General features: G+C 73.0%; 23 protein-coding genes. 7 read left to right on the top strand and 16 right to left on the bottom strand.

Annotation, left to right across the window (positions count from 1 at the left end):
• Positions 1–7: 7 nt before the first annotated feature.
• The 7 genes from HD601_RS17800 to HD601_RS17770 all read right to left on the bottom strand — a co-directional run bounded on the left by HD601_RS17800 (position 8) and on the right by HD601_RS17770 (position 7,036).
• Entirely contained in the window at positions 8–1,672 is a 1,665-nt protein-coding gene (locus HD601_RS17800; protein ID WP_184824058.1) for an amidohydrolase family protein, read from the bottom strand.
• Positions 1,673–1,732: 60 nt separating this feature from the next.
• Positions 1,733–2,644 carry a fumarylacetoacetate hydrolase family protein gene (locus tag HD601_RS17795; RefSeq protein ID WP_184824056.1) on the bottom strand — a complete coding sequence of 304 codons (912 nt, stop codon included), beginning with the start codon at positions 2,642–2,644 and terminating at the stop codon, positions 1,733–1,735.
• A gap of 10 nt (positions 2,645–2,654) precedes the next feature.
• A complete protein-coding gene (locus HD601_RS17790; protein WP_184824054.1) occupies positions 2,655–3,740 on the bottom strand; it encodes an ABC transporter substrate-binding protein in 1,086 nt (361 codons plus the stop codon).
• Entirely contained in the window at positions 3,733–4,557 is an 825-nt protein-coding gene (locus HD601_RS17785) for an ABC transporter ATP-binding protein (protein ID WP_184824052.1), read from the bottom strand. The genes HD601_RS17790 and HD601_RS17785 overlap by 8 nt, the downstream gene beginning before the upstream one ends.
• Positions 4,554–5,417 carry an ABC transporter permease gene (locus tag HD601_RS17780; RefSeq protein WP_184824050.1) on the bottom strand — a complete coding sequence of 288 codons (864 nt, stop codon included), beginning with the start codon at positions 5,415–5,417 and terminating at the stop codon, positions 4,554–4,556. Before HD601_RS17780 ends, HD601_RS17785 begins: the two co-directional genes overlap by 4 nt.
• 114 nt (positions 5,418–5,531) lie before the next feature.
• A complete protein-coding gene (locus HD601_RS17775) occupies positions 5,532–6,383 on the bottom strand; it encodes a polysaccharide deacetylase family protein (RefSeq protein WP_184824048.1) in 852 nt (283 codons plus the stop codon).
• Complete coding sequence (locus tag HD601_RS17770; RefSeq protein WP_246401456.1) at positions 6,380–7,036, bottom strand: GntR family transcriptional regulator; 657 nt, start codon at positions 7,034–7,036, stop codon at positions 6,380–6,382. The genes HD601_RS17775 and HD601_RS17770 overlap by 4 nt, the downstream gene beginning before the upstream one ends.
• A gap of 57 nt (positions 7,037–7,093) precedes the next feature.
• Between HD601_RS17770 and HD601_RS17765 the strand changes: the two genes are divergently transcribed.
• Both HD601_RS17765 and HD601_RS17760 read left to right on the top strand, forming a co-directional pair.
• Positions 7,094–8,506, top strand: a complete 1,413-nt coding sequence (locus tag HD601_RS17765) for a carboxyl transferase domain-containing protein (protein WP_184824044.1) — start codon at positions 7,094–7,096, stop codon at positions 8,504–8,506.
• A 29-nt stretch (positions 8,507–8,535) separates the two neighbouring features.
• Entirely contained in the window at positions 8,536–8,835 is a 300-nt protein-coding gene (locus tag HD601_RS17760; protein WP_184824042.1) for a DUF1905 domain-containing protein, read from the top strand.
• 7 nt (positions 8,836–8,842) lie between these two features.
• On the opposite strand, the gene HD601_RS34875 is transcribed toward HD601_RS17760, so the two are convergent.
• Positions 8,843–8,968 carry a hypothetical protein gene (locus HD601_RS34875; protein WP_281386317.1) on the bottom strand — a complete coding sequence of 42 codons (126 nt, stop codon included), beginning with the start codon at positions 8,966–8,968 and terminating at the stop codon, positions 8,843–8,845.
• Between the two features lie 140 nt (positions 8,969–9,108).
• On the opposite strand from HD601_RS34875, the gene HD601_RS17755 reads away from it, so the two are divergent.
• Positions 9,109–9,534: a DUF7144 family membrane protein gene (locus tag HD601_RS17755; RefSeq protein ID WP_184824040.1), complete on the top strand. Its 426-nt coding sequence runs from the start codon at positions 9,109–9,111 to the stop codon at positions 9,532–9,534.
• A 12-nt stretch (positions 9,535–9,546) separates the two neighbouring features.
• On the opposite strand, the gene HD601_RS17750 is transcribed toward HD601_RS17755, so the two are convergent.
• From HD601_RS17750 to HD601_RS17740, 3 genes are all read right to left on the bottom strand, one after another.
• A complete protein-coding gene (locus HD601_RS17750; RefSeq protein ID WP_184824038.1) occupies positions 9,547–10,620 on the bottom strand; it encodes a hypothetical protein in 1,074 nt (357 codons plus the stop codon).
• Entirely contained in the window at positions 10,617–11,213 is a 597-nt protein-coding gene (locus HD601_RS17745; protein ID WP_221441075.1) for a sigma-70 family RNA polymerase sigma factor, read from the bottom strand. Before HD601_RS17745 ends, HD601_RS17750 begins: the two co-directional genes overlap by 4 nt.
• A gap of 127 nt (positions 11,214–11,340) precedes the next feature.
• Positions 11,341–11,838, bottom strand: a complete 498-nt coding sequence (locus HD601_RS17740) for a DUF1269 domain-containing protein (protein ID WP_184824036.1) — start codon at positions 11,836–11,838, stop codon at positions 11,341–11,343.
• A 284-nt stretch (positions 11,839–12,122) separates the two neighbouring features.
• Here HD601_RS17740 and HD601_RS17735 point away from each other — a divergent pair, with 284 nt between their 5' ends.
• Positions 12,123–12,794 carry a GAP family protein gene (locus HD601_RS17735; protein ID WP_184824034.1) on the top strand — a complete coding sequence of 224 codons (672 nt, stop codon included), beginning with the start codon at positions 12,123–12,125 and terminating at the stop codon, positions 12,792–12,794.
• Positions 12,795–12,798: 4 nt separating this feature from the next.
• Here HD601_RS17735 and HD601_RS17730 read toward each other — a convergent pair whose 3' ends face one another.
• The 5 genes from HD601_RS17730 to HD601_RS35840 form a co-directional block, all read right to left on the bottom strand.
• Positions 12,799–14,433: an HNH endonuclease signature motif containing protein gene (locus HD601_RS17730; protein WP_343076508.1), complete on the bottom strand. Its 1,635-nt coding sequence runs from the start codon at positions 14,431–14,433 to the stop codon at positions 12,799–12,801.
• Positions 14,434–14,441: 8 nt separating this feature from the next.
• Complete coding sequence (locus HD601_RS17725; protein ID WP_184824031.1) at positions 14,442–15,821, bottom strand: hypothetical protein; 1,380 nt, start codon at positions 15,819–15,821, stop codon at positions 14,442–14,444.
• Positions 15,822–15,842: 21 nt separating this feature from the next.
• Positions 15,843–16,091 carry a hypothetical protein gene (locus HD601_RS17720; RefSeq protein WP_184824029.1) on the bottom strand — a complete coding sequence of 83 codons (249 nt, stop codon included), beginning with the start codon at positions 16,089–16,091 and terminating at the stop codon, positions 15,843–15,845.
• Positions 16,088–16,516, bottom strand: coding sequence for a DUF6325 family protein (locus HD601_RS17715; protein WP_281386316.1), 429 nt, complete (start codon positions 16,514–16,516; stop codon positions 16,088–16,090). The genes HD601_RS17720 and HD601_RS17715 overlap by 4 nt, the downstream gene beginning before the upstream one ends.
• Positions 16,517–16,647: 131 nt before the next feature.
• A complete protein-coding gene (locus HD601_RS35840) occupies positions 16,648–19,317 on the bottom strand; it encodes a winged helix-turn-helix domain-containing protein (protein ID WP_184824026.1) in 2,670 nt (889 codons plus the stop codon).
• A gap of 197 nt (positions 19,318–19,514) precedes the next feature.
• Between HD601_RS35840 and HD601_RS17705 the strand changes: the two genes are divergently transcribed.
• From HD601_RS17705 to HD601_RS17695, 3 genes are read left to right on the top strand one after another with little or no spacing between them, the layout of a single operon-like run.
• Entirely contained in the window at positions 19,515–19,721 is a 207-nt protein-coding gene (locus tag HD601_RS17705) for a hypothetical protein (RefSeq protein WP_184830005.1), read from the top strand.
• 36 nt (positions 19,722–19,757) lie between these two features.
• Positions 19,758–20,231 (top strand): DUF6069 family protein, encoded by a 474-nt coding sequence (locus HD601_RS17700; protein ID WP_184824024.1) that lies wholly within the window; start codon positions 19,758–19,760, stop codon positions 20,229–20,231.
• A 36-nt stretch (positions 20,232–20,267) separates the two neighbouring features.
• Entirely contained in the window at positions 20,268–20,705 is a 438-nt protein-coding gene (locus HD601_RS17695; RefSeq protein WP_184824022.1) for a DUF6325 family protein, read from the top strand.
• Positions 20,706–20,712: the final 7 nt, after the last annotated feature.

The following is a 20,712-nucleotide window of genomic DNA, read 5'->3' as shown; positions in this document are numbered from 1 at the left end:
GCACCCCCTACAGGACGCCGGCGTCGTGCCGGACGACGCCGTCGACGACGGTCAGCACGGAGCCCATGGTCCGCAGCTTCGTGTCCGGGACGGCCCGGGTGTCGAAGACGTCGGCCGAGAGCACGGCGAGGTCGGCGTAGCGGCCCTCGGCGATGCCTCCCATGAGGTCCGGCTCCTTGCAGAACCAGCCCTGCTGCGGCCCGGCGTAGAGCTTCAGCGCCTCGTGCCGGGTGACCTGCCGGCCGTCGTTGACCAGGGCGCCGCCGCTGTTCCGGCCGGTGGTCATGTAGTAGACCATCGTCCAGGGGTTCAGCGGCGCGACCCGGGCGCCGTCGGTGCCGGTGCCGACGGGGACCTCGGCGAGGTCGACGATCGAGCGGAAGTCCGGGCCCGCGCCGTTGCCGGTGAGGTACGACCAGCCCTGCGGGATTAGCCCGATCCCCAGCCGGTTCGAGTGCTCGATCTGCGGCACCGTCAGGCCGTCGATGTGGCCCATGCTCCAGTACAGGTCGCCCACGTTCACGTCCGGGTGCTCGTCGGCGAACTGCTGGACGGCGTCGAGGTGCGCCTGGATCTCCGCCGTCGAGATGAGGTGCTGCTGGTACTGGATCGGGCGGCTCGCGATGGTGCGCAGCGAGTACTGGTAGTTGTCGCCGCGAGGCGCCCACTCGCCGATGCCGGCCTGGCGGAACATCGCGTCGCCGAGCAGCTCCCAGCGGTTGGCGGCGTAGGTCTCGATCAGCGACGGCGCGTCGGTGCCGCCGGAGTGCGCGTCGCGGACGCCGAAGCGGGCCCGCACGCGCACCGGCAGCTGCCCGTTCCGCCACAGGTCGAGGATGTGGTCGTGCCCGGTGATGCGGTCGAGGAAACCGGCCGTGCCCTCCGGGAGGATGTTGCCGTGCTCGTCGATGAAGCCGGTGAGCCCGACCGACAGCGCGTACTCGGCCGCCCGCAGCAGCTCGCGCTTCTTCGTCTCCAGCGTGATGAACCGGGCCATCGCCAGGTACGCCTGGTCGTCGTTGACCGCGCCAGCGTCGCTGACGGTGACGCCCAGCGCCCGCAGCCGGTCCCGGCCCAGGGTGTTGGTCTGGCCGTTCGTCCCCTCGGAGATCACGACGGCGTGCTCCGGCGCGGCCTCGTCCAGCTCGAACCGGGTCAGGTGCCGGGCCGGCGCCGACCACTGCCGGCGGGCCAGGCCGCGCAGCCCGGTGAGGAACTCCCCCGGCTCGACGTCCGCCGCGGTGTCGGCGACGACCTGCTGCACCTCGTCGATCGAGAAGGCGGTCTCGAGCCGGCGCATGTCGTAGCCGGCCGCCTGCCCGATGCGGACGAAGTGCACGTGGTTGTCGATCAGGCCGGGGATGACGGTGCGGCCGCGCAGGTTGATCACCTCGAACCGGCCGCCGCCCCCTCCGATGCTGCCGACCTTCGCGAACCGGCCGTCCTGGATCAGCACCTGGCTGACCACGCGGTCGGTGCCGTCGAAGGTGTGGATCCGGCCGTTCACCAGCGCCAGTCCGACGCCGGAGCCCTCGCGGCCGGCACCGGCGGCCGCGGCGGCCGCTGGGCTCACCGCGTTCGCCAGTGCCGCACTGCCGAGCCCTGCCGCCGTCACTCCGGCCGCTCCCGCCGCGCCGAGGAACCCGCGGCGGCTCAGATCACGTCGACTCATCACGAGCCTCCCTCTCACGCCGCATCGTCGCGGCGTGCGTGAATGGAAATCGGGTCTGCGTTACACCTCGGCCGCGGACTGCGCGGCGTGCGGCGTGTACGTCGTCAGCGACTGCTCCACGACCCGGTTGCGCAGCTCGCCCAGGGCGGAACTGGCCACGACCACCTCGTCGCCGGGAGCCAGGAACATCGGCGGGTTCCTGGCGTAGCCGGCGCCGGCGGGCGTGCCGGTGAGCAGGATGTCCCCCGGTTGCAGCGTCATGGCCTCGGACAACGACGAGACCAGCTCGGCGATCGTGAAGATCATGAGGTCCGTGGTGGCGTCCTGCATGACCTCGCCGTTGACGCTGTAGGTGAGGTCGAGCGGGACCTGCGGGTCCAGCTCGTCCGGCGTCACCAGCGCCGGGCCCAGCGGGCACGTGCCGTCGACGCTCTTGCCCTTGAGCCACTGCCCGCCGTGCCGGCGCTGGATGTCGCGGGCCGTGACGTCGTTGGCCAGGGTGTAGCCGAACAGGTGCCGGGGCACCTGGTCGACCGGGATGTTGCGGCCGCCGATCCCGATGACGACGGCGATCTCGCCCTCGCCGTCGAGCTGCTCGGTCAGCGCGGCGTCGTAGGGCAGCGGGTCGCGCGGCCCGATGACGGTGGTGTCGGCCTTGGCGAAGAAGCTCGGGAACTCCGGGAGCTCCACGACCGTGTCGTTCCGCTTGCCGATGCCCTCGTTGAAGTGCTCGAGGTAGTTCCAGCCGGTGGCCAGGACGAACCGCTCGGGCTCGGGGATCGGGGACAGCAGGTGGACGTCGTCGAGGACGGCGCTCGCCGGGCGGTCCAGGGCGGCCGCCGCCAGCCGGAGCCCGTCGTCGCCGAGGCGGATCACGTCCAGGATCCGGGGCACGTCGAGGTCGACGAGCTCGGCGCCGCGGAGCACGGCCGGCTGCGGGGTACCGTCACGGTCATAGGTCACGAAGCGCATCTGGGCTCCTTCAGTTCGCGGCGCCGGACTGGATCGCGTTCTCGATGTAGCTGGGGTCGATGAACTCCCCCGGATCGGGCAGCGGCTCCGGGACGTCGCCGTCGGCGGCCATCATCTCCAGCGTCGTCCGGATCTCCTCGGCCGTGACCTGGCCGTCCGGGGTGCCGATGCCGAACTCGTCGAACCACAGCTCGTAGGTGGCGGCGACGTGCTCGGGGGCCTGGTCGGCGGCGGCGGCGAAGATCTCGACGGCCTCGTCCCGGTTGGCCGGGTCCTGCAGCCACTCGTTGGCCCGCACGAGCACCCGGCCCAGTCGCTCGCCGCGGTCGTTGTCGCCCACCCAGTCGTCGTTCACCAGGTAGACGATCAGCGGCATCTGGTCCGCGGTCTCCAGCTCGGCCGTCGAGCCGAGGATGTTGAATCCCTGGGCCTCGAGGGCGTAGTCGGTCGGGCTGAACAGCACCGCGGCGGCCACGGAGCCCTCGCTCAGCGCCGCCGCCTTCGCCGGGGTGGCGCCGGAGACGATGACGTCGTAGTCGTCGCCCTCCTCCAGGCCGTGCTCGGACAGCAGCTGGCGCAGCAGCGCGATCTCGCCGCCCTTGAGTGCCGAGACGCCGATCGTCTGGCCGCGCAGGTCCTCCCAGTCGGTGACGTCGGGGCCGCCGACGACGCTCAGCGGGGAGCCCTTGATGGTCGACGACACGATGGTCACCGGGGCGCCCTGCTGCATGCCGAAGATGGCGGCGTCGGGGGTGGCGCCGGCGAACTGCACCGATCCGGCGGCCGCCTGCTGGACGGCGCCCGTGGAGCTCTGCGTCAGCACGACCTCGGCGTCGAAGCCCTCGTCGGCGAAGAAGCCCTGGTCCATGGCCACGTACACGGCCGAGTAGACCTGGTTGGGGGCGGCGAAGCCGATCAGCAGCTCCTCCGTGGGGTACTCGGTGGGCTCGTCCTCGGCGGGGGCCGACGGTTCCGCCGTCGCGCCGTCACCCCCGCCCGCGTCGGCGCTGTCGCCGTCGCCGTCGCCCGAGCCCGAGCAGGCCGCGGCGAGCAGGATCGATGCGACCAGTGCCGCGAACATCGTCGTCCTACGCATGGTTCACCCTCGCTTCCTGGGTGTCGTCGGCGTCGCGGGCGGACCGGCCGGAGTCGTTGAGCTCGATCTCCTGCCAGATCCGGTCCACGATCGCGATGAACTCTGGGGTCCTCTTGAGCTCGAGCGTCCGCGGCCGGGGCAGCTCGATCGGGATGCTGGCGCGCACGCGGCCGGGCCGGGCGCTGAGCACGATGACGCGGTCGGCCAGGTAGGCGGCCTCGTCGATCTGGTGCGTGACGAAGATGACGGTCTTGCTGCGCTCGGACCAGATGCGCAGCAGCTCCTCCTGCAGCACCTCGCGGGTCTGCGCGTCGAGGCTGCTGAACGGCTCGTCCATCAGCAGGACCTGGGGGTCGACGGCGAGCGCGCGGGCCACGTTCACCCGCTGGCGCATGCCGCCGGACAGCTGGTGCGGGTAGTGCTCCTCGAAGCCCTGCAGCCCCACCAGCGCGGCGAGGTCGCGGGCGATCCGGTTCTTCGTGGCGCGGTCGCCGGCGCGGGCCTCGAGCCCGAGCCGGATGTTCGCGAGCACCGTCCGCCAGGGGAACAGCGAGTCCATCTGGAAGACGAACCCGCGGTCCGGCCCCGGCTTGTCGACGACGGTGCCGTTGACGGTGATCTCGCCGGACGTGCGCGGGATCAGCCCGTCGATGGACTTGAGCAGCGTGGTCTTGCCGCAGCCGCTGGGCCCGACGATGGCGACGAACTCGCGGTCGGCGACGTCGAAGCTGACGTCGTCGAGCACCAGCAGCGAGCCGTTGCGGGTCTGCCGGACCAGCCGGAAGTCCCGGATGCTGACCATGGGTGTCGTCGTCATACCGTCATGTCCTCCCGCCAGGGGGCGAGCCGGCGCTCCAGCCGTCCGACCAGCCCGATTCCGATGACGCCGGTGAACGCGAGCAGCAGGACCGCCAGCAGCAGCCGGTCCATCGCGAAGGACTGGCTCGAGACGAGGATCAGGTAGCCCAGCCCGCCGCGGGAGCCGAAGAACTCCGCGACGACGACGGCGACGATGCCGCGGCCGACGGCGAGGCGGAAGCCGGTGACGATGAACGACAGCGCCGACGGCAGCAGGACCTTGCGGAAGATGTCCGAGCGCGAGTACCCGAAGGCGCGGGCGACGTCGATGAGGTCCTGGTCGGTGTTCTTGATGCCCGCGGTCGTGTTGATGGTGATCGGGAACAGCGCCATCGCGAACACCACGGCGACCTTCGACACGATGCCGATGCCCAGCCAGAGGATGAACAGTGGCGCCAGCGCGATCAGCGGCGTCGAGTAGAACCCGGAGATCCACGGCTGCACGTAGTCGCGGACCCGGGCGCTGATGCCGACCGCCATGCCCAGCGGGACGCCGACGACGACCGCCAGCATGATGCCGTAGAAGAACTCCTGGAAGCTCACCCAGGCGTGGTGCTGCAGCTCACCGGTCAGGGTGAGGTCGTAGCCGGCCCGGACGACGTCGGTGAGCGGGACGAAGAACAGGCTGCCGTCGACCAGCACCCGGGCAACGAACTCCCAGATCGCGACCCCGACCAGCAGCGAGATCAACGCCCGCCGGCGGCTCGTCGTCAGCCCGGCGCGGTGCCACCACGGCTTCGAGGCTCCGGCCGGCGGGGACGGCTCGCCGCGGCCGCCCGCGAGGTGCGGGCTCGCCACGTCGATCCTGGCATCAGTCATCTTCCACTCCTCTCAGGCATGCTTTCGAGCACGCTGCGGCCGCGCAGGGTGCGGCCGGGCGAGATGGAACCCGTACTGACGAGCGACGCGCCCCCCGTGAGCGCGGAGAGGTGACTAGCGGCCCGCGGCGGCGTGCGGTCCGGTCCGGACCCGCTGCGCGAGGGCACTCTTGGTGGTGACCCAGACGTCGTCGCGGGCGGTCACCAGCCGGATGATCTCTTCGAGGATGCGGGCGCCGAACGGGCGCCCGAAGACGTGCGGGTGGACCGTGACGTCGACGTGCCCGGTGCCGCCGTCGAGCGCGGCGCCGAAGGCCTCGGCGAAGACGTCGTAGTAGGCGCGTGGCGGGTTGCCGTGCCGCAGGTACAGCGGCAGGTCGTTGACCTCCATGGTCATCGGCATCGCGACGATCGGCCGATCGCCCGCGGTGTCGAGGTACGGCAGGTCCTGGTCGAAGCAGTCGCCGTGCCAGCCGAAGCCGGCCTCGGCCAGCAGCCGGCGGGTGTTGACGCTCGGCGTGCAGCGCGGGCTGAGCCAGCCCTCGATCGGTGCCCCCGTGAACGGTTCGAGCAGTGCCGTGCAGAGCGCGATGTGCTCGCGCTCGGCGTCCTCGTCCAGCAGGACCGGGAGGACGTCCTGGGTGTAGCTGTGCGCGCAGAGGTCGTGGCCGCCGTCGACGATGGCCCGGACGGTGTCCGGTGCCACCTCGGCGGCGCGAGCGCTGGTGAAGACGGTCGCCCGGACGTCGTGGCGGGCCAGCACGTCGAGGATGCGCCAGATGCCCTGCTTCCACCCGTAGGACGCCCAGTCGGCGGCCTGGGTGTCGAACGCGCCGGGCGGCAGCGGGTTGCCCATGGGGCTGAAGCCGGGGGCGACGCCGTCGGGCCACAGCTCGTAGGCGACGTTGAAGACGACGGCGGCGCGGTGGCCGTCGGGCCATCCCGTGTCGTGCGGCGTGCCGGTCACGCGCCCTCCTCGGCTCGGGCCGCGAGATCCTCGCGGATGCCGGCGATGAGCGCCCGGCCGGCGGCCAGCTTGTGCTCCAGCGCGATCTCGGCCGCGGCGTCGGCGTCGCCTTCGCGCAGGGCCTGCACGATCTGCTGGTGCTCCTGGTACGACGTCCACTGCCAGTCCGGCGCGAGCCGGAACACCATCTGGTAGCCGCGCTGGCCGTCCCAGATGTTCTCGATGAGCTCCTGCAGGCGCCGGTGCGGCGACGCGCTGAAGATCAGGCCGTGGAACTCGCGGTTGATCTCCGCATAGCCCAGGCCGTCGCCGCGGTCGAGCGCCTTGCCCATGTCGCGCAGGCACCGGTCGAGCTGGGCGAAGTGCTGGTCGGTGAGGTGGCCGACCGCCGTCCGCGTGGCCAGGCTCTCGAGGTGACCGCGGATGAGGTAGCCCTCTTCGATCTCCTCCGGCGACAGGTTCACCACCCGGGCGCCGCGGTACGGGCGGATCTCGACCAGCCCGTCGCGCTCCAGCATGCGCAGCGCCTCGCGGATCGGTATGTCGCTGGTCTCGTGTTCGAGCGCCAGCGACCTGATGACCAGCCTGCTGCCCGGAGCCAGCTCCCCCTTGAGGATCCGCTCCCGGACCGAGTCGTAGATCCGCAACGTCATCGTCGCCACGGCGAACAATATATGATCTGATTCTCCTTGGGCACAAGGGGGTCATATATGATCAAATCCGGCGATCTCATCGAGCGGGTCCTCGACGGCGGCAGCTGGCGGCCGTGGGACGCCGAAGCGCCGCCCGAGTCCGTGGTCACCGGCCAGGGCGCCATCGGCGGCCGCGCGGTCGCCGTCGTGGCCAGCGAGTTCGGCTACCTCGCCGGCTCCATCGGCCTGACGGCGAGCGCCCGTGTGGTCGCTGCGGTGGAGCGTGCGACGGCGGAACGGCTGCCGCTGCTCGCCTCCCCCGCGTCCGGCGGGACCAGGCTGCAGGAGGGCACGCGAGCCTTCGTCAAGATGGCCGGCATCGCGTCCGCCCTTGCAGTGCACCGGTCGGCCGGGCTGCCGTACCTGGTGTACCTGCGCCACCCGACGACGGGCGGCGTGCTGGCCTCGTGGGGGTCACTCGGGCACGTGACGGCGGCCGAGCCCGGCGCGCTGGTGGGCCTCCTGGGGCCGCGGGTGCAGCGGGCGATCTACGGTCGCGAGCTGCCCGCCGGCGTCCAGCGGGCCGAGAACCTGCACGCGCACGGCCTCATCGACGCCGTCCTGCCGCCCGACGACCTCCGCGAGGTGGCGATCCGGGTGCTGTCGGTGCTGTCGGGCGAGGTGGCGGAGGAGCTCACGCTGCCGACCCCGGTGCCGGCGGAGCCGGCCCTCGCACCGACCGGCACCTGGGACTCCGTCGTGCGCTCCCGCCGTTCCGGCCGGCCCGGTGTGCGGGCGTTGCTCAAGCTGGCCGCGTCGGACGTCACGCTGCTCAGCGGCACGGGGGCCGGCGAGCACGACGACGCGCTCGTGCTGGCGCTGGCGCGGTTCGGCCGGGCGCCCTGCGTGGTGCTGGGCCAGGACCGGCGCGGCCACGCCGCGGACGTGGTGCTCGGGCCGGCCGGCCTGCGTGAGGCCATGCGCGGCATGCGGATCGCCGCCGAGCTCGGGCTGCCGCTCGTCACCGTCGTCGACACCCCCGGCGCGCCGCCGACCCGGCAGGCCGAGGAGGGCGGGCTGGCCGGCGGCATCGCGCTGTGCCTGGCCGACCTGGTGGCGCTGCGCTCCCCCACGGTGTGCGTACTGCTCGGGCAGGGTGGCGGCGGGACGGCGCTCGCGCTGCTCCCGGCCGACCGCGTGCTCGTGGCCCAGCACGGCTGGCTGGCGCCGCTCCCGCCCGAGGGGGCCGCCGAGATCCTGCACGGGTCGCCGTCGCGGGCGGCCGTCGTCGCCGACGAGCAGGCGATCGGTGCGGCCGCCCTGGTCCGCGACGGCATCGCCGACCGCGTCGTCCCCGAGCACCCCGATGCCGCCGACGAGCCGGCCGCCTTCGTCCGCCGGGTCGGCGCCGCCCTCGAGCAGGAACTGCTCGCGCTGCTGGCGGCGGACGTGTCGGCCCGGCTGGCGGCGCGGTCGTCCCGTTACCGCTGACTGTCGGCGGCGGGTGCCATCCTTGGCGGGTGGACCAGACGTACACGTTCGCGGCGGAGCTGTGGCCGCACGACGGCGAGGGCTCGTGGACGTTCGTGACGCTGCCGGCCGACGTGTCCGCCGACATCAAGGAGCTGCCCCGTCCGCGCCGCCCGGGGTTCGGTTCGCTGCGGGTGAAGGTGAGGCTGGGCCGCACCTCGTGGTCCACCTCGATCTTCCCCGAGGCCGCGTCCGGCTGCTATGTCCTGCCGGTGAAGAAGGCGGTCCGCACCGCCGAGCGCGTCGACCACGGCGACGTCGTCGAGGTCGAGCTGACCCTCGCGGAGTGACGCCGGCTCAGAGCAGCAGCATGAGCACCGCCACGTCCGCGGCGAGCACGACCGCGACCACCAGCCACTGCCACCGGCGCGGCCACTTCCGCGCCAGCGCCGTCAGCACCAGCACGGCGCCGCCGAGGCCCACGAGGACGCCCGCGGCCGCCGTCCCGGCCGACCCGGGGTGGCCGCTGCGCGGAGATCACCCCGCGGGGGTGATGCCCCGGCTCTCCCCCTTCGCGATGGTGAGCTGCGGGGACGTCCCCACCTGTGCGCAGGAGGAGAGCCATGACCGACTTCCGAACGTCGCCGAACGAGATCAGAGACAAGCAGCCGTCCGGCTGGGCGACCGGCGGAGTGATCTTCGCCGCCACGATGATGATCATCATCGGCGTGTTCCAGGCGTTCGAGGGACTCGCCGCGATCATCGACGACACCTTCTACGTCGTGCTGCCGAACTACACCTTCGACCTGGACACGACCGCCTGGGGCTGGGTGCACCTGATCATCGGCGTGCTCATCGCGCTGGCCGGGTTCTACCTGTTCACCGGCAGTGCGATCGCCGGCGGGATCGCGATCGGACTCGCCGTCGTGAGCGCGATCAGCAACTTCTTCTTCATCCCGTACTACCCGTTCTGGGCGCTGCTGATCATCGCCATCGACATCTTCGTCATCTGGGCGATCGCGAGGTCGGGCATCCTGAGCCGGAGCTGACGGCGTCGGCGGTCAGCCGCGGCCGAGGCACTGGTACTGGACCCGCCAGCCCTCGAACGGGGTATCGCCCTCGATGACCGTCTCGTGGCCGCCGACCAGTACGCCGTCCTCGACGAGCTGGTCGACGGCGGCCCAGATCGAGGCCTCGAGCGGCCTGGCCTCGTCCTGAACGGGCCAGTCGCGGGCGCCGCTCAACGCGGTCGCGGCGGTGGTCACTGCGGCTGCGTCGCCGGCGCCGGTGGCACGGATCCACTCCTCGATCCACGCGCACCGCGCATCCGCCTCGACGATGCCGGCCAGCTGGTCGCGGGTCATCGCCCCCGCGGGCGGGGCGACGGCGACACCATCCGGCAGTGCCACCCCGGCCAGCATCTCGCCGATCACGGCGGCGGCGTCGTCGGGCCGGACCACCGTGCCGGGCAGCGCCGACAGCCACGTCTCGGCATCGACCTGCGAGAGTGCGTCGAGGAGCGCGGCGTACTCGTCGTCGTCCATCGGCGACCTCCAGGTCATCAGCTCCACCACGGCGTCGCCCTGCTGCCAGTAGGTGTTCCGCTGGCCGTCCGGCCACTCGAACGAGACCGCCTCGCGGCCCATCACGATCGCCGGCTCGCCCACCCACCCGTTCTCCTCGCGGTTCGCGACGACCTCGGCGAGGTCCACCGTGGTAGTCCAGTCGAGGTACAGCTCGCGGTCACCGTTCGTGAACGTCATGCTGCCGCGTTCCTCGGTCACCTGCTGGGTGTCCTCGACCTGCCAGCCGTCGGCCTCGATGAGCAACCGCGGGGTGTCGTCGGCCAGCGCGATCGCCTCCGCCGCCCAGGCCACTCGGTCGCCGTCGTCGCTCTGGACGGCCACGAAGGCGGTGACGGCGACGGACGCCGCGGCGGCGAGCCCCGCGAGCGTGCCGATCCGGCGGGCCCGGCGGCGCGGCCGCCGGACGCGGCCACCGGCGGGCAGTGGCGCCGGCTCGGCGAGGATGCGGGTCATCAGGTCCGTCTCGGCGGCGCTGCCCGTGAGGGCGGCGATCTGGTCGTCGCTGCGCTGCGCGGCCCGGCGGACCAGCGCGGTCATGGGGTCGGTCACGATTCCTCCTGGTCGTCGAGCTGGTCATCGGGGGTGCGAGGCGCGGTCCAGCCGAGCGCTTCGAGCTCGACGCGCAGGCGTTGCCGGGCGCGGTGGAGTCGGCTGCGCAGGGACGACGGCGCCACCATCAGGACGGCGGCCGCCTCGGTGGGCGTCAGGCCCTCCCAGCTGGTCAGCTCGATGAGCTCGCGATCGGCCGCGTGGAGGCGCGCGAGGGCGGCCCGGACGATCTCGACCTCGGGCTCGTCGTCGCCGGGACGCTGCGCCCGGGCCTCGGTGGCGAGGTGGTCGCGCAGCCGGCCGGCCAGGAGGTGCCGGCGCCGGTCGCTCCGGCTGTGGTTGGCGAGGACACGCCGGGCGACCCCGTACAGCCAGAGTCGTGCCTCGTCGGCCGCGGGGACGTCGTCGATGCGGCGCCAGACCACGACGAACGTCTCGGCGGCGATGTCCGCCGCGTCGGCGGCGACGTCGACCCTCCGCAGCGCGTACGCGAGCACCGTCGACGAATGAGCGGTGAACAGGGCCTCGAACCGTTGCCGGCGCGAGGTCAGGTGCTGGTCGGTGTGGTCTGGCGCTCTCGTCGTGCTCGCCACTGGCTCCCTCTCTCCGCGAGGACATTGTCGTAGAGAGATGTCCGGGCGGCGCCGTGGCGTCCCAGCGCAGGACGGCGGGCCGGAACCGTTCCCCCGAATGCGGTTCCGGCCCGCCGTGCTCGTGAGGTCACTCGCCCTCGGCGAACGCGTCGCGCAGCTTCTGCTCCTGCTCGGCGGAGAGGTTCGACTGGACGAGCTCCGGCTTCAGGCCCGACTCCTCGAACGCCTGCAGCACCTTGTCCTGCACGGCGCCGCTGGTGAGCGCGAAGAGCGCGGACGTCCCGGGCGTGACCTTCTCGCGGATCTGCTTGATGAGCCCGTCGTCGATGCCGACGTCGCTCAGCGACCCGCCCAGCGCGCCGGCGGCCGCGCCGACCGCGGCGCCGAGCAGCGGGATGAAGAACAGCAGGCCGAAGAGCAGCCCCCAGAAGGCGCCGCCCAGCGCGCCGACCTTCGTCATGCTGTTGGCCTGACGGGTCTTCGGCTTCTTCTTGTCCGGCGGCCACGACACGGTGGCGGCGTCGTGCACCTGGATGAGCTCCTGCTTCTGCAGGCTCTCGAGCAGCTGCTCCGCGCGGTCGGCGCCGGTCGGGTCCTCGAACTTCCAGACGGTGAACGTGGCCATGAGTGTCTCCTCACTCCGGTGGGTGGCTCGTGTTCGGCGCGCCACGGGAGCCCGCCGCGGTCTGGTCGCTCCCTCTGTGCGGGCCTGGCGCGCGTCCGCCTCATCGTCGGGCGGGCGTGTGGCCGTGGGCCTCACCTTCTCCGGGTGAGGTCGCCGCGACCGCAGTGCCGCGAACCGCCGAACTCCCGAGCCGGTGTGCGGCCGTGGTCGGCGCCGGGCCGGGGCCGGGGCTCACCCCGCCCGGGTGACGACGGGCCCGGGCGGCCGCCACGACGATACGGCGCATGGGCCAGGCGATCGGGGCGGTGCTGCCGCTGGGCGTCGGGGTCGCGTTGAGCCCGCTGCCGATCGTCGCCGTCGTGCTGATGCTGGGCGGCACGCGCGGCCGGTCGAACGGGCCGGCCTTCCTGGCCGGCTGGCTGCTGGGACTCGCGGTAGTCGGGACGGTCGTGCTGCTGGTCGCGGGAGCGCTCGGGCCGGGCGACGACGGGGAGCCCGCGGACTGGGTGTCGTGGGTGAAGCTGGCGCTCGGTGTGCTGGTGCTGCTGCTGGCGCTCCGCACGTGGCGCACGCGACCTTCGGACGACGGTGGGCTGCCGGGGTGGATGTCGGCGCTGGACTCGTGGACCGCTGGAAAGGCGTTTGGTCTGGGCGCCGCATTGTCGGCGGCGAACCCGAAGAACCTCATGCTGACGATCGCGGCGGCGGCTGCGATCGCGCAGACCGGCGCGTCGGCGGGGTCGCAGGCGGTGGCGTTGGCGGTGTTCGTGGTGATCGGCGGGCTGGGACCGGGGCTGCCGGTCGTGATCGACCTGGTGATGGGCGCACGAGCAGCCAGGTTGCTCGCGCAGCTGAAGAGCTGGCTGGCCCGGCACAACGCGGCCGTGCTCACCGTCGTCCTGCTGGTGATCGGCGCGAAGCTGATCGGTGACGCCGTCGCCGGACTGTCGGCGTGAGGCTTTACGAGGGTCTGGTGACCGACGGCCCGGACGGCGCCGCCACGTGAGGTCTCACCCCGACCGGCCCGATCCGTTCCGGCGGTCTTCGAAAGATGTGTCCGGTGGGACTTCGCCATCGGGTGGTGCCGTCAGGCCCTCGGGTGACGGTCCACCCGCCGCGGTGCTTGAGCAGGTGGTGGGTCTCGCACAGGGTGTGGCAGTTCGCCGCGCAGGTGGTCCCGCCCTTGGCGAACTCCTTGATGTGGTCGATGTCGCTGCCGCGGGCGGGGCGGTGGCAGCCGGGCATCCGGCAGGTCCGATCCCGGGCGGTGATGAAGTCGGCCAGCGCCTGGGACGGCCGATACCTCGTGCGGCCCATGTCGAGCAGGTGCCCGGTGCCGGGGTCGGTCTTCAACCACGTCCACACGCCTTCTTCGGCCAGGGTGCGGGCGACCTGGGCGGTGATGGGCCCGTAGCCCTCGAGCTCGCCCGGCTCGTCGGTCAGCCCGACGAGCGACCCGAACGGGATGGTGACGTGCACGCTCACCGGCCGCGCCCGCCGTTTCGGCGCGTTGGTCGCTGCCCTGGCCGTGGCCGTGGCCGTGGCGGAGTCGGCAGACGCGGCGTGACCGGCCAGGCCGGCAGGACCGGTGGTGATGTCGCCAGGTGCGGTCGTGTCAGCCGCACGGCCGAACATCGCGTGGCCGGTGGCGCCGTCGGCACACGCCGTCAGCGCGGCCCACCCGAGTTCGGCGAGCGCGTCGGCGCGGCGCTGGTCCTTCGACCTGACCGGCCCACCCGCCGCAGCATCGGCACGCTTCAAGTCCGCGGCGGCGGCGTTCAGCGCGGTGTTCAGGGCGGCGGCATCCTCGGCCGGCAACCTGGCCTCCAGCTGCGCCATCCCATCACTGGCCGGGGTCACCACGACATAGCGGGAGTCGCGGGCGACCTGGTGCCGCTGCGCCGCCGACACCGGCGCGAGCTCGTGCAGCAACTGCCGGATCAGCTTCCGCAACGCCACCGAATCCAGCTGCGACGCCCGCGGCAACACCACCGCCTCCACCCGGGAACGCACGCTGGGGTCCTGCCCGCCCAGCTCGTCCAGGATCGCCCGGACTCGCCGCCAGTCGATCAACCCGGCCCACCACGCCGCCCACGTGTCGGGGAAGTCACGCAGGAGTTGGACCGCGGGTCCGACCAGGCCCTCGGCCTGCTTGGCCGTCAGCTGACACCGCCCGGCCACCACCACCGCCGCGTTCGTCACCGGGTTCACCGATCGATACCCAGTCCCCATCGAAGCCGGTCGGACCTCGGCCCGCGCGGCCAGCTCGGCCAACGCCCGGGCCAGCCCGGCCTCGGCATGAGCGACCTGCCGCACCCACCCGGCGACCTGTTCGACCACGTCGAACACATCACCCGCCGCAGCAGGATCGCGCCGGGCCAGCAACGCCGCCAACTCCGGACCCACCGACGCCGCATCGATGTCCAGCACCGCCGACGAACCCTCCGCATACGACGCCGCCAGCTCGTCCAACAGGACCCGCGTCTCGGCGTCGCGCGGCTCCGCCCAACCCTCAGCGTCCGGCGGACCGAAGTCCGGCGGAGCCTCAGGCGGAGCAGCGAATTCGAACATGCAAATGATCTTAACCGCACCCACCGACAAGATCAACTCGATGGCCGCGGCACCGATGGACCCGTCGCCAGTTCGATGGCCGCGAGCAGCGCCCCCGCGACCAGCAGGATGCCGATGACGACGCCGGCGTTCGGGTAGTTCCAGAACGTGAACACCAGCACGGCGACGATCGCGACGGCGACCTGGACCGGGCGCTTGTGCTCGCGCAGCCAGCCGATGGCGGCGGAGTCGCGCCAGCCCCACTCGCTGCCGACCGTGCCGAGCCGCGCGACACCGCGGCGCACCCCGACCGCCTGCGTCGACGGGCCGGAGAGCCAGGCGACCAGCGCCACCGCCAAACCGGCGGCGAGCACCGTGCGCAGGGTGGTCCGCAACAGCGAGACGACCTGGTCGAACACGGCGCCCGCGGCCGCGTCGTTCACCTCTGCGGGCAGTGCCCCGAGGTAGAGGGGACGCGCGATCGTCAGCGCGGCGCCCAGCAGGAGCATCGCCACCGCCAACCCGATGCCGGCGCCGATGAGCGCCCGCCGCCGGCCACGCGCCACCAGGACGCCGGCCGCGATCAGCGCGAGCGCCACGACCGGCAGCCAGGTACCCAGGCGGTCGATCAGCCGGAAGCCCGCCTGCGCCTTCTCGATGTCGTCGGACTGGAACAGCGTCAGCGTCATGTCGACGTCCGGGATCGCCCCGGCGCGCTGGAACCCGGCGTCGACGAGGCGTTGCTTGGCCTCCTCGACGATCGGCGCCAGTTGCAGGCTGACGGTGTTGCCCTCGACCTGGACGGCACCGTTCTCGTTCTGCCCGGTCAGCGCCGCCACGACGGCCTGGTGGGCGGCGCGGTTGGCCTGGGTCCAGAGGTCGGCGAACCGGTCGCTGGCGATGACCGTGCCGACCTGGTCGTGCACCCAGCCCTCGACGGCGCCGTTGATCGGCCCGGCCAGGTCGCTGAGGGTCGTGGTCAGCCGCGGCCGTGCGCCCTGTGACGCGAGCAGGTCCGACGCCTCCTGCACCACGGCCGGCACATCGATCTCCTGCATGAGCCGGGTCGTGACGCGGTTGGTGACGGCGCGCTCGATGTCGGGGTCGCGCGCCAGCGGGCCGACGGTCTCGACGTACCGGTCGGTGTCGGTGACGACGGAGTCCAGCCAGACGGCCGCCGTCGCCGGAATCGCGAGCAGGCAGCCGAGCGCGATGAGGATCGGCGCGAGCACCGCGCGCCAGCGACCGCCGCTCGGCGGCGCGACGGTCCCGGCCGAACCGCCGGCCGAACCGCCGGCCGGTCCTCCCCCCGGGCCGCTCGCCACCTCCGCGCGCAGCTGGGTCACCTCCGCCCGGAGCCGCTCCAGCTCGGCCCGCTCGTCCTCGTCCCGAGACTCCCGAGACTCCCCCGGCGACCGAGGCGTCCGGGGCACCTGAGGCTCGTCCACCGGCCGTCAGTCCGTCCGCTGCCTGGCGACGAGCGACCAGCGGCCGTCTCCCGCGCCGGCACCGGCCACCGCCGGGCGCCGTCGTCCCCTGTCGTCGTCCACCCCGATGCGGCGCCGCGCGGTCGCGTGGGTCACCGCGTTCCTGATCACCGGTGCGGTCCCGTCGAGCACCGCGGCCCCGGTCACTGTCGCCAGCAAGCCGGGCCGGTCGAATCGTCCGGTCATGATCTCCCCCTCATCACCGTTCCACGTCATGGTCGTTCCCCCTGGTCGGTGGCCCGCAGTGCGTCGTCGGCCGCCTCGGAGGGGATCAGAACGTGCAATGCGACCTGGCCGCCGCCGTCGCGGATGGCGTCCGCCACGCGCCGCACCCAGGTGTTCTCGTAGGCGATCAGCACCGCCGCGTGTCCGGGCGACAGCGCCTCGGCGACGACGGCGATGTCCTCGTCGTTGACGAGGTCGCCCTCGGCGAGCTCCACCCCGGTGAAGCCGAACTCGTCGGCCCCCTCGTCGAACTCGACGACGCGGAGGTCGCCGTTGGCCTCGCGGGCGGCGAAGACGATGTCCAGCAGCGTCACGTCCCCCATGTCGACCACCCCCCGCAGCGCCTCGACCGCCAGCGGGTCGATGCGGTCGCCGGGATACGTCAGGATCAGCACTTCAACAGGCCGGAATCTCATCGCCGCCCCCGTCCGAGCACGGGCAACACCCCACCCCCGTTCCCGAGCTCGGGCACCAGCGTGCCCGGGCCCCACCCCACCCGCCTCACCCGCCGGGGGTGAGGCAACGACACCAGCTAGCGCGGCACCGGTTACAGCAGGCCCAGCTCGCGGGCCCGGTCGACCGCCTGCCGCCGGCTGCCGACCTCGAACTTGCGGTAGATCGCCTTCAGGTGTGTCTTGACGGTGTTGACGCTCAGCACGTGGGCGTCGGCGATCTCCTCGAGCGACAGCAGCGACGGCAGGTCGCGCAGCAGCTCGAGCTCTCGCGCCGTGAGCGCCTCACCCGACACCGTCGCGGTTCGCTCCGCTCCGGTCTCCTCCCCTCCCATGGCCGTGACCAGCGCCCGGACGAACTCGTCGTAGGCGCCGAACCGGCCCTTGCCGTGGATCAGCAGCGACCGGACCCGCCCGGACGCCGCCACGAACTCGCGGTACAGCTGCCGCGGCGCCGCGAGCTCGAGCGCGTGCAGCAGCGCGTCGTGGGCGCGGGCCGGCTCATCCAGCTCGGCCGCGAAGTGCGCCGACAGCAGCCAGGCGGTGATCTCGAGGTTCACCAGGTGACAGGCCAGCGTCCCCCCGAGCACCGGCTGCAGTGCCGCCCGCGCCGCCGCCTTCCGCCCGTCGTGCGCGTGCACCACCGCCCGCAGCACCAGCACGTCGCCGGACTCCCCCAGCAGCCGCTCCGCCCGGCCGAGGACCTCCGTCGCCGCCGGCCGGTCACCGGCCGCGAGCGCCAGCTGCAGTTCGGCCAGGCAGAAGAAGCTGACGCTGACGGGGAGCAGGGCGGTGTCGTCGTACGGCCAGGCCCGCCGCAGCACCCGCGCGGCCTCGTGCCGGTTCGGGGTGTCGGCCGCCGACAGGCAGGCCCGCATGAGGCGGGTGGACAGCTCCACCTCGGGTTCGAGGTCGGCGTCGATCGACCCGAGGAGCGACAGGTACCGCGCCGCCTCGGCATGGTCGAGCCGCTGGAACGCCGCGCCGGCCGCCAGCAGGTACACCGGCGGCATCCGGCCCGTGGCCGACCAGCCGCGGCGGGCGGCGAACTCGATCGCCTCCCCGGTCCGGCGCACGACGGTGTCGGCGTCGCCTCTCGCCGCACCGATGACCGCGAGGTACGACAGGCACTCGAGCGCGAGGGCGTCGCGGCCGTCGCGCCTGGCCATCCGCAGCGCGTCGCGCAGGTCCTCGTCGGCCGCCTCGTAGTCGCGGAACCAGATCCGGAGGATTCCCCGGTTGACCGCCGCGAGCAGCAGCAGGTCCGGCTCGCCCGGCACCGGCTCGTCGCTCAGCTCGATGAGGTGCAGCAGCCCCGGCCCGCGGTCGCCGCGCAGTCGCGCCTCGCACATGAGCGCCGTCGTGTGCAGCAGCCGCAGCCGCGCCGACACGTGCCCCGCCGGGTCGCGCCCGACGAGGTCGATGTGCCGCCGAGCACTGGCCAGCGCCCCGTCGTGCAACGCCGCCAGCGCCGCGACCAGCGCCGTCACCGGGTCCGTCACCAGCTCGTCGGGCAGCCGCCGCACCGTCGACGTCAGCCGTCCCGCGTCGCCGGACAGCAGCAGCCGCAGGCCGTACCGGTCGATCAGCTCGGCGGTGCGCTGCCAGTCGCCGCCGTCGGCGGCGTGGTCCAGAGCGGGACCGGGCATGCCGTGATCGGCGAACCAGCGTGACGCCTCGACGTGGGCGCGGCGCTGTCCCTCGACGTCGCGGCGGGTCGCCTCGGCGAGCAGGAAGCTACGCAGCAGGCCGTGCACGCGGTACGACGTGGGGGCCCGGCCGACGCGCGAGACCAGCGCGTTGTCGCGGGCCAGCCGGGCCAGCACCGCTCCCGCGTCGGCCCGGCCCGCGAGCCGGCTGGCCAGGTCCGACGTCAGCGTCTCGGCCACGGCGGTCGCCAGCAGCAGCTCGACGGTGTCCTCGGACAGCGTGTCCAGCACCTCGGCGACGAGGTAGTCGGCGACCGGCCGCTCGTCGCCGGCGAACCCGGCGATGTACTTGGACCGGTCCACCTGCGACGACAGCGACAGCGCCGCCATGCACAGCCCGGCCGCCCACCCCTCGGTCCGTTCGAGCAGCAACGACAGGTCGGGTTCGTCGAGCCGGATCTGCCGTCTTCGCAGCAGCTGGTCGGCCTCGGCGCGGTCGAACGCGAGGTCGGAGGCCCGCACCTCGGTCGCCTGGTCGTCGAGCACCATGCGGGCCACCGGCAGCGGCGGGTCGAACCGGCTGCCCAGCATGATCCGCAGCCCGGCGGGCCGGTACCGGATCAGCCCGGCCAGGCAGGCCACGCCCCGCGGCGAGGTGATGACGTGCACGTCGTCGAGCAGCACCCACAACGGCCCGTCCAGCGCGTCGACGGCCTCGGCGAACGCCGTCAGGAACCCCCGGTTGCCCGCGTCGGCCGGCGGGGTCAGCGCGGCCAGCCGCACCTCGGCCGCCGGGTCGATGCCGCGCACGGCCCGGCCGCACGCCCGCAGCAGCCCGGACCAGAGCACGAAGGGGTCGTCGTCGTGGTCGTCGAGCGCGAGCCAGGCCGCCGGGATGCCGGCCGGCCGGAGCCGCCGCCACCACTGCGCCAGCAGCATGGTCTTCCCCGCCCCGGCCGGAGCCGAGACGAGTGTGAGCGCGCGTCCCTCGGCCTCCGCGGCCTCGAGGTCGCGGAGCAGCCGGGTGCGCGGTACCACGCTGGCCGGCATGCGAGGTACTCGCAGCTTCTGTTCCAGCACCCTCGCACGCCCCGCGTGGGCGGTGGTGACGGCCACGTTGATCACACTAGCGGCGAAACGAGGATCGGGAGCCCCATCCGAGCCCACCACCTCATGTCACATGACATACCACCCACAGGGCGAAACCAAGGCCCCGAAAACGCACGTGCGCGCCCTTCACCCCGTGCGGGTGAGCCGCGCCGCGCCGCGGCCGGAGATCGTGGAGCGTGTCCGCATCGAAGCCATGGGGGCGCATGCTCATGCGCTACGAGTTCCTCGTCACCGGCCGGGTGTCCGACATCGTCCGGGCCGCGTTCCCCGAGTTCGAGGTCGCCGACGGTCCCACCGGCGGCACGTCGATCTTCGGGCCGGTCCGGGACAAGGCCGCGCTGCGAGGGATGCTGGCCCGGCTCGACGCCCTGGGGCTGACGGTCGTGGAGATGCGGAAGCTGCCCGACTGACCGCCCGACGTGGCGCCGCCCGAGGAGGCCGAGCCGATGACCACCGACCCCGCTCCCCGGTCCGGTCCGCCCGACGTCGACGCCCGCCGGTTGTGGGCCGGCGGCGTGGCGACGGCCGTGATCGGCGCGCTCATCGCCGTCGTCGGGATCGTGCTGGTCCGCGGCGTGTTCGACATCCCGATCCTGGCGCCCGAGGGCGAGGGCACCTGGGGCGACGCGAGCACCGGCTGGTACGCGGCCGGCGCGGCCGGGGCGGCGCTCCTGTCGACCGGCCTGGTGCACGTGCTGCTGCTGACGACGCCGCAGCCGCTGCGGTTCTTCGGCTGGGTGGTCGGGCTGGCGACGGTGATCGGCGTGGTCGCGCCGTTCACCTCCGACGCCGACCTCGACGCCCAGGTCGCGACGGCCGGGCTCAACCTGGTGCTGGGGATCGCGATCGGCACGCTGGTCTCGTCCGTGGCGCGAAGTGCCACTCGCCCACCCGGACGCCCGGTCACCCGCAACGGGTGAGGCGCACGGTCGCCGGGCGGCGGAAGGCTGGGCCACATGGACACCGTGGATGTGGGACCCGTCGACGTGCTGCTGCTGAAGTTCCCGGGGAACCAGTTCAAGGGCGAGATCCTGCCCGCGATGCGGGACCTCGTCGTGAACGGGATGGTCAGGATCATCGACCTGCTGTTCGTGTACCGCGACGACGAGGGCACCGTCGGCTCGATCGAGCTGGCCGGCCTCGGACCCGAGCTGAGGCCGGCGTTCGCCGACCTCGACGGCCAGCTCGGCGGCGGCATGCTGGACGCCGAGGACGTCGACGAGGTGGCGGCCGACCTGCCGCCGGGCAACTCCGTCGCGGTCCTCGTCGTCGAGAACACCTGGGCGATCCCGTTCGTCAACGCCGTCCGCAATGCCGGCGGCGAGGTGGCCGACCAGGCCCGCATCCCGGCCGAGACGGCGGACCGCGCGCTGCGCGGCCTCGACATCGGCTGAGGTGGCG

It is taken from the genome of Jiangella mangrovi (genome assembly GCF_014204975.1).
Classification (GTDB): Bacteria; Actinomycetota; Actinomycetes; order Jiangellales; family Jiangellaceae; genus Jiangella; species Jiangella mangrovi.
The sequence above is the reverse complement of the archived record's forward strand: the minus strand, read 5'-3'. Positions and strand labels throughout refer to the sequence as shown.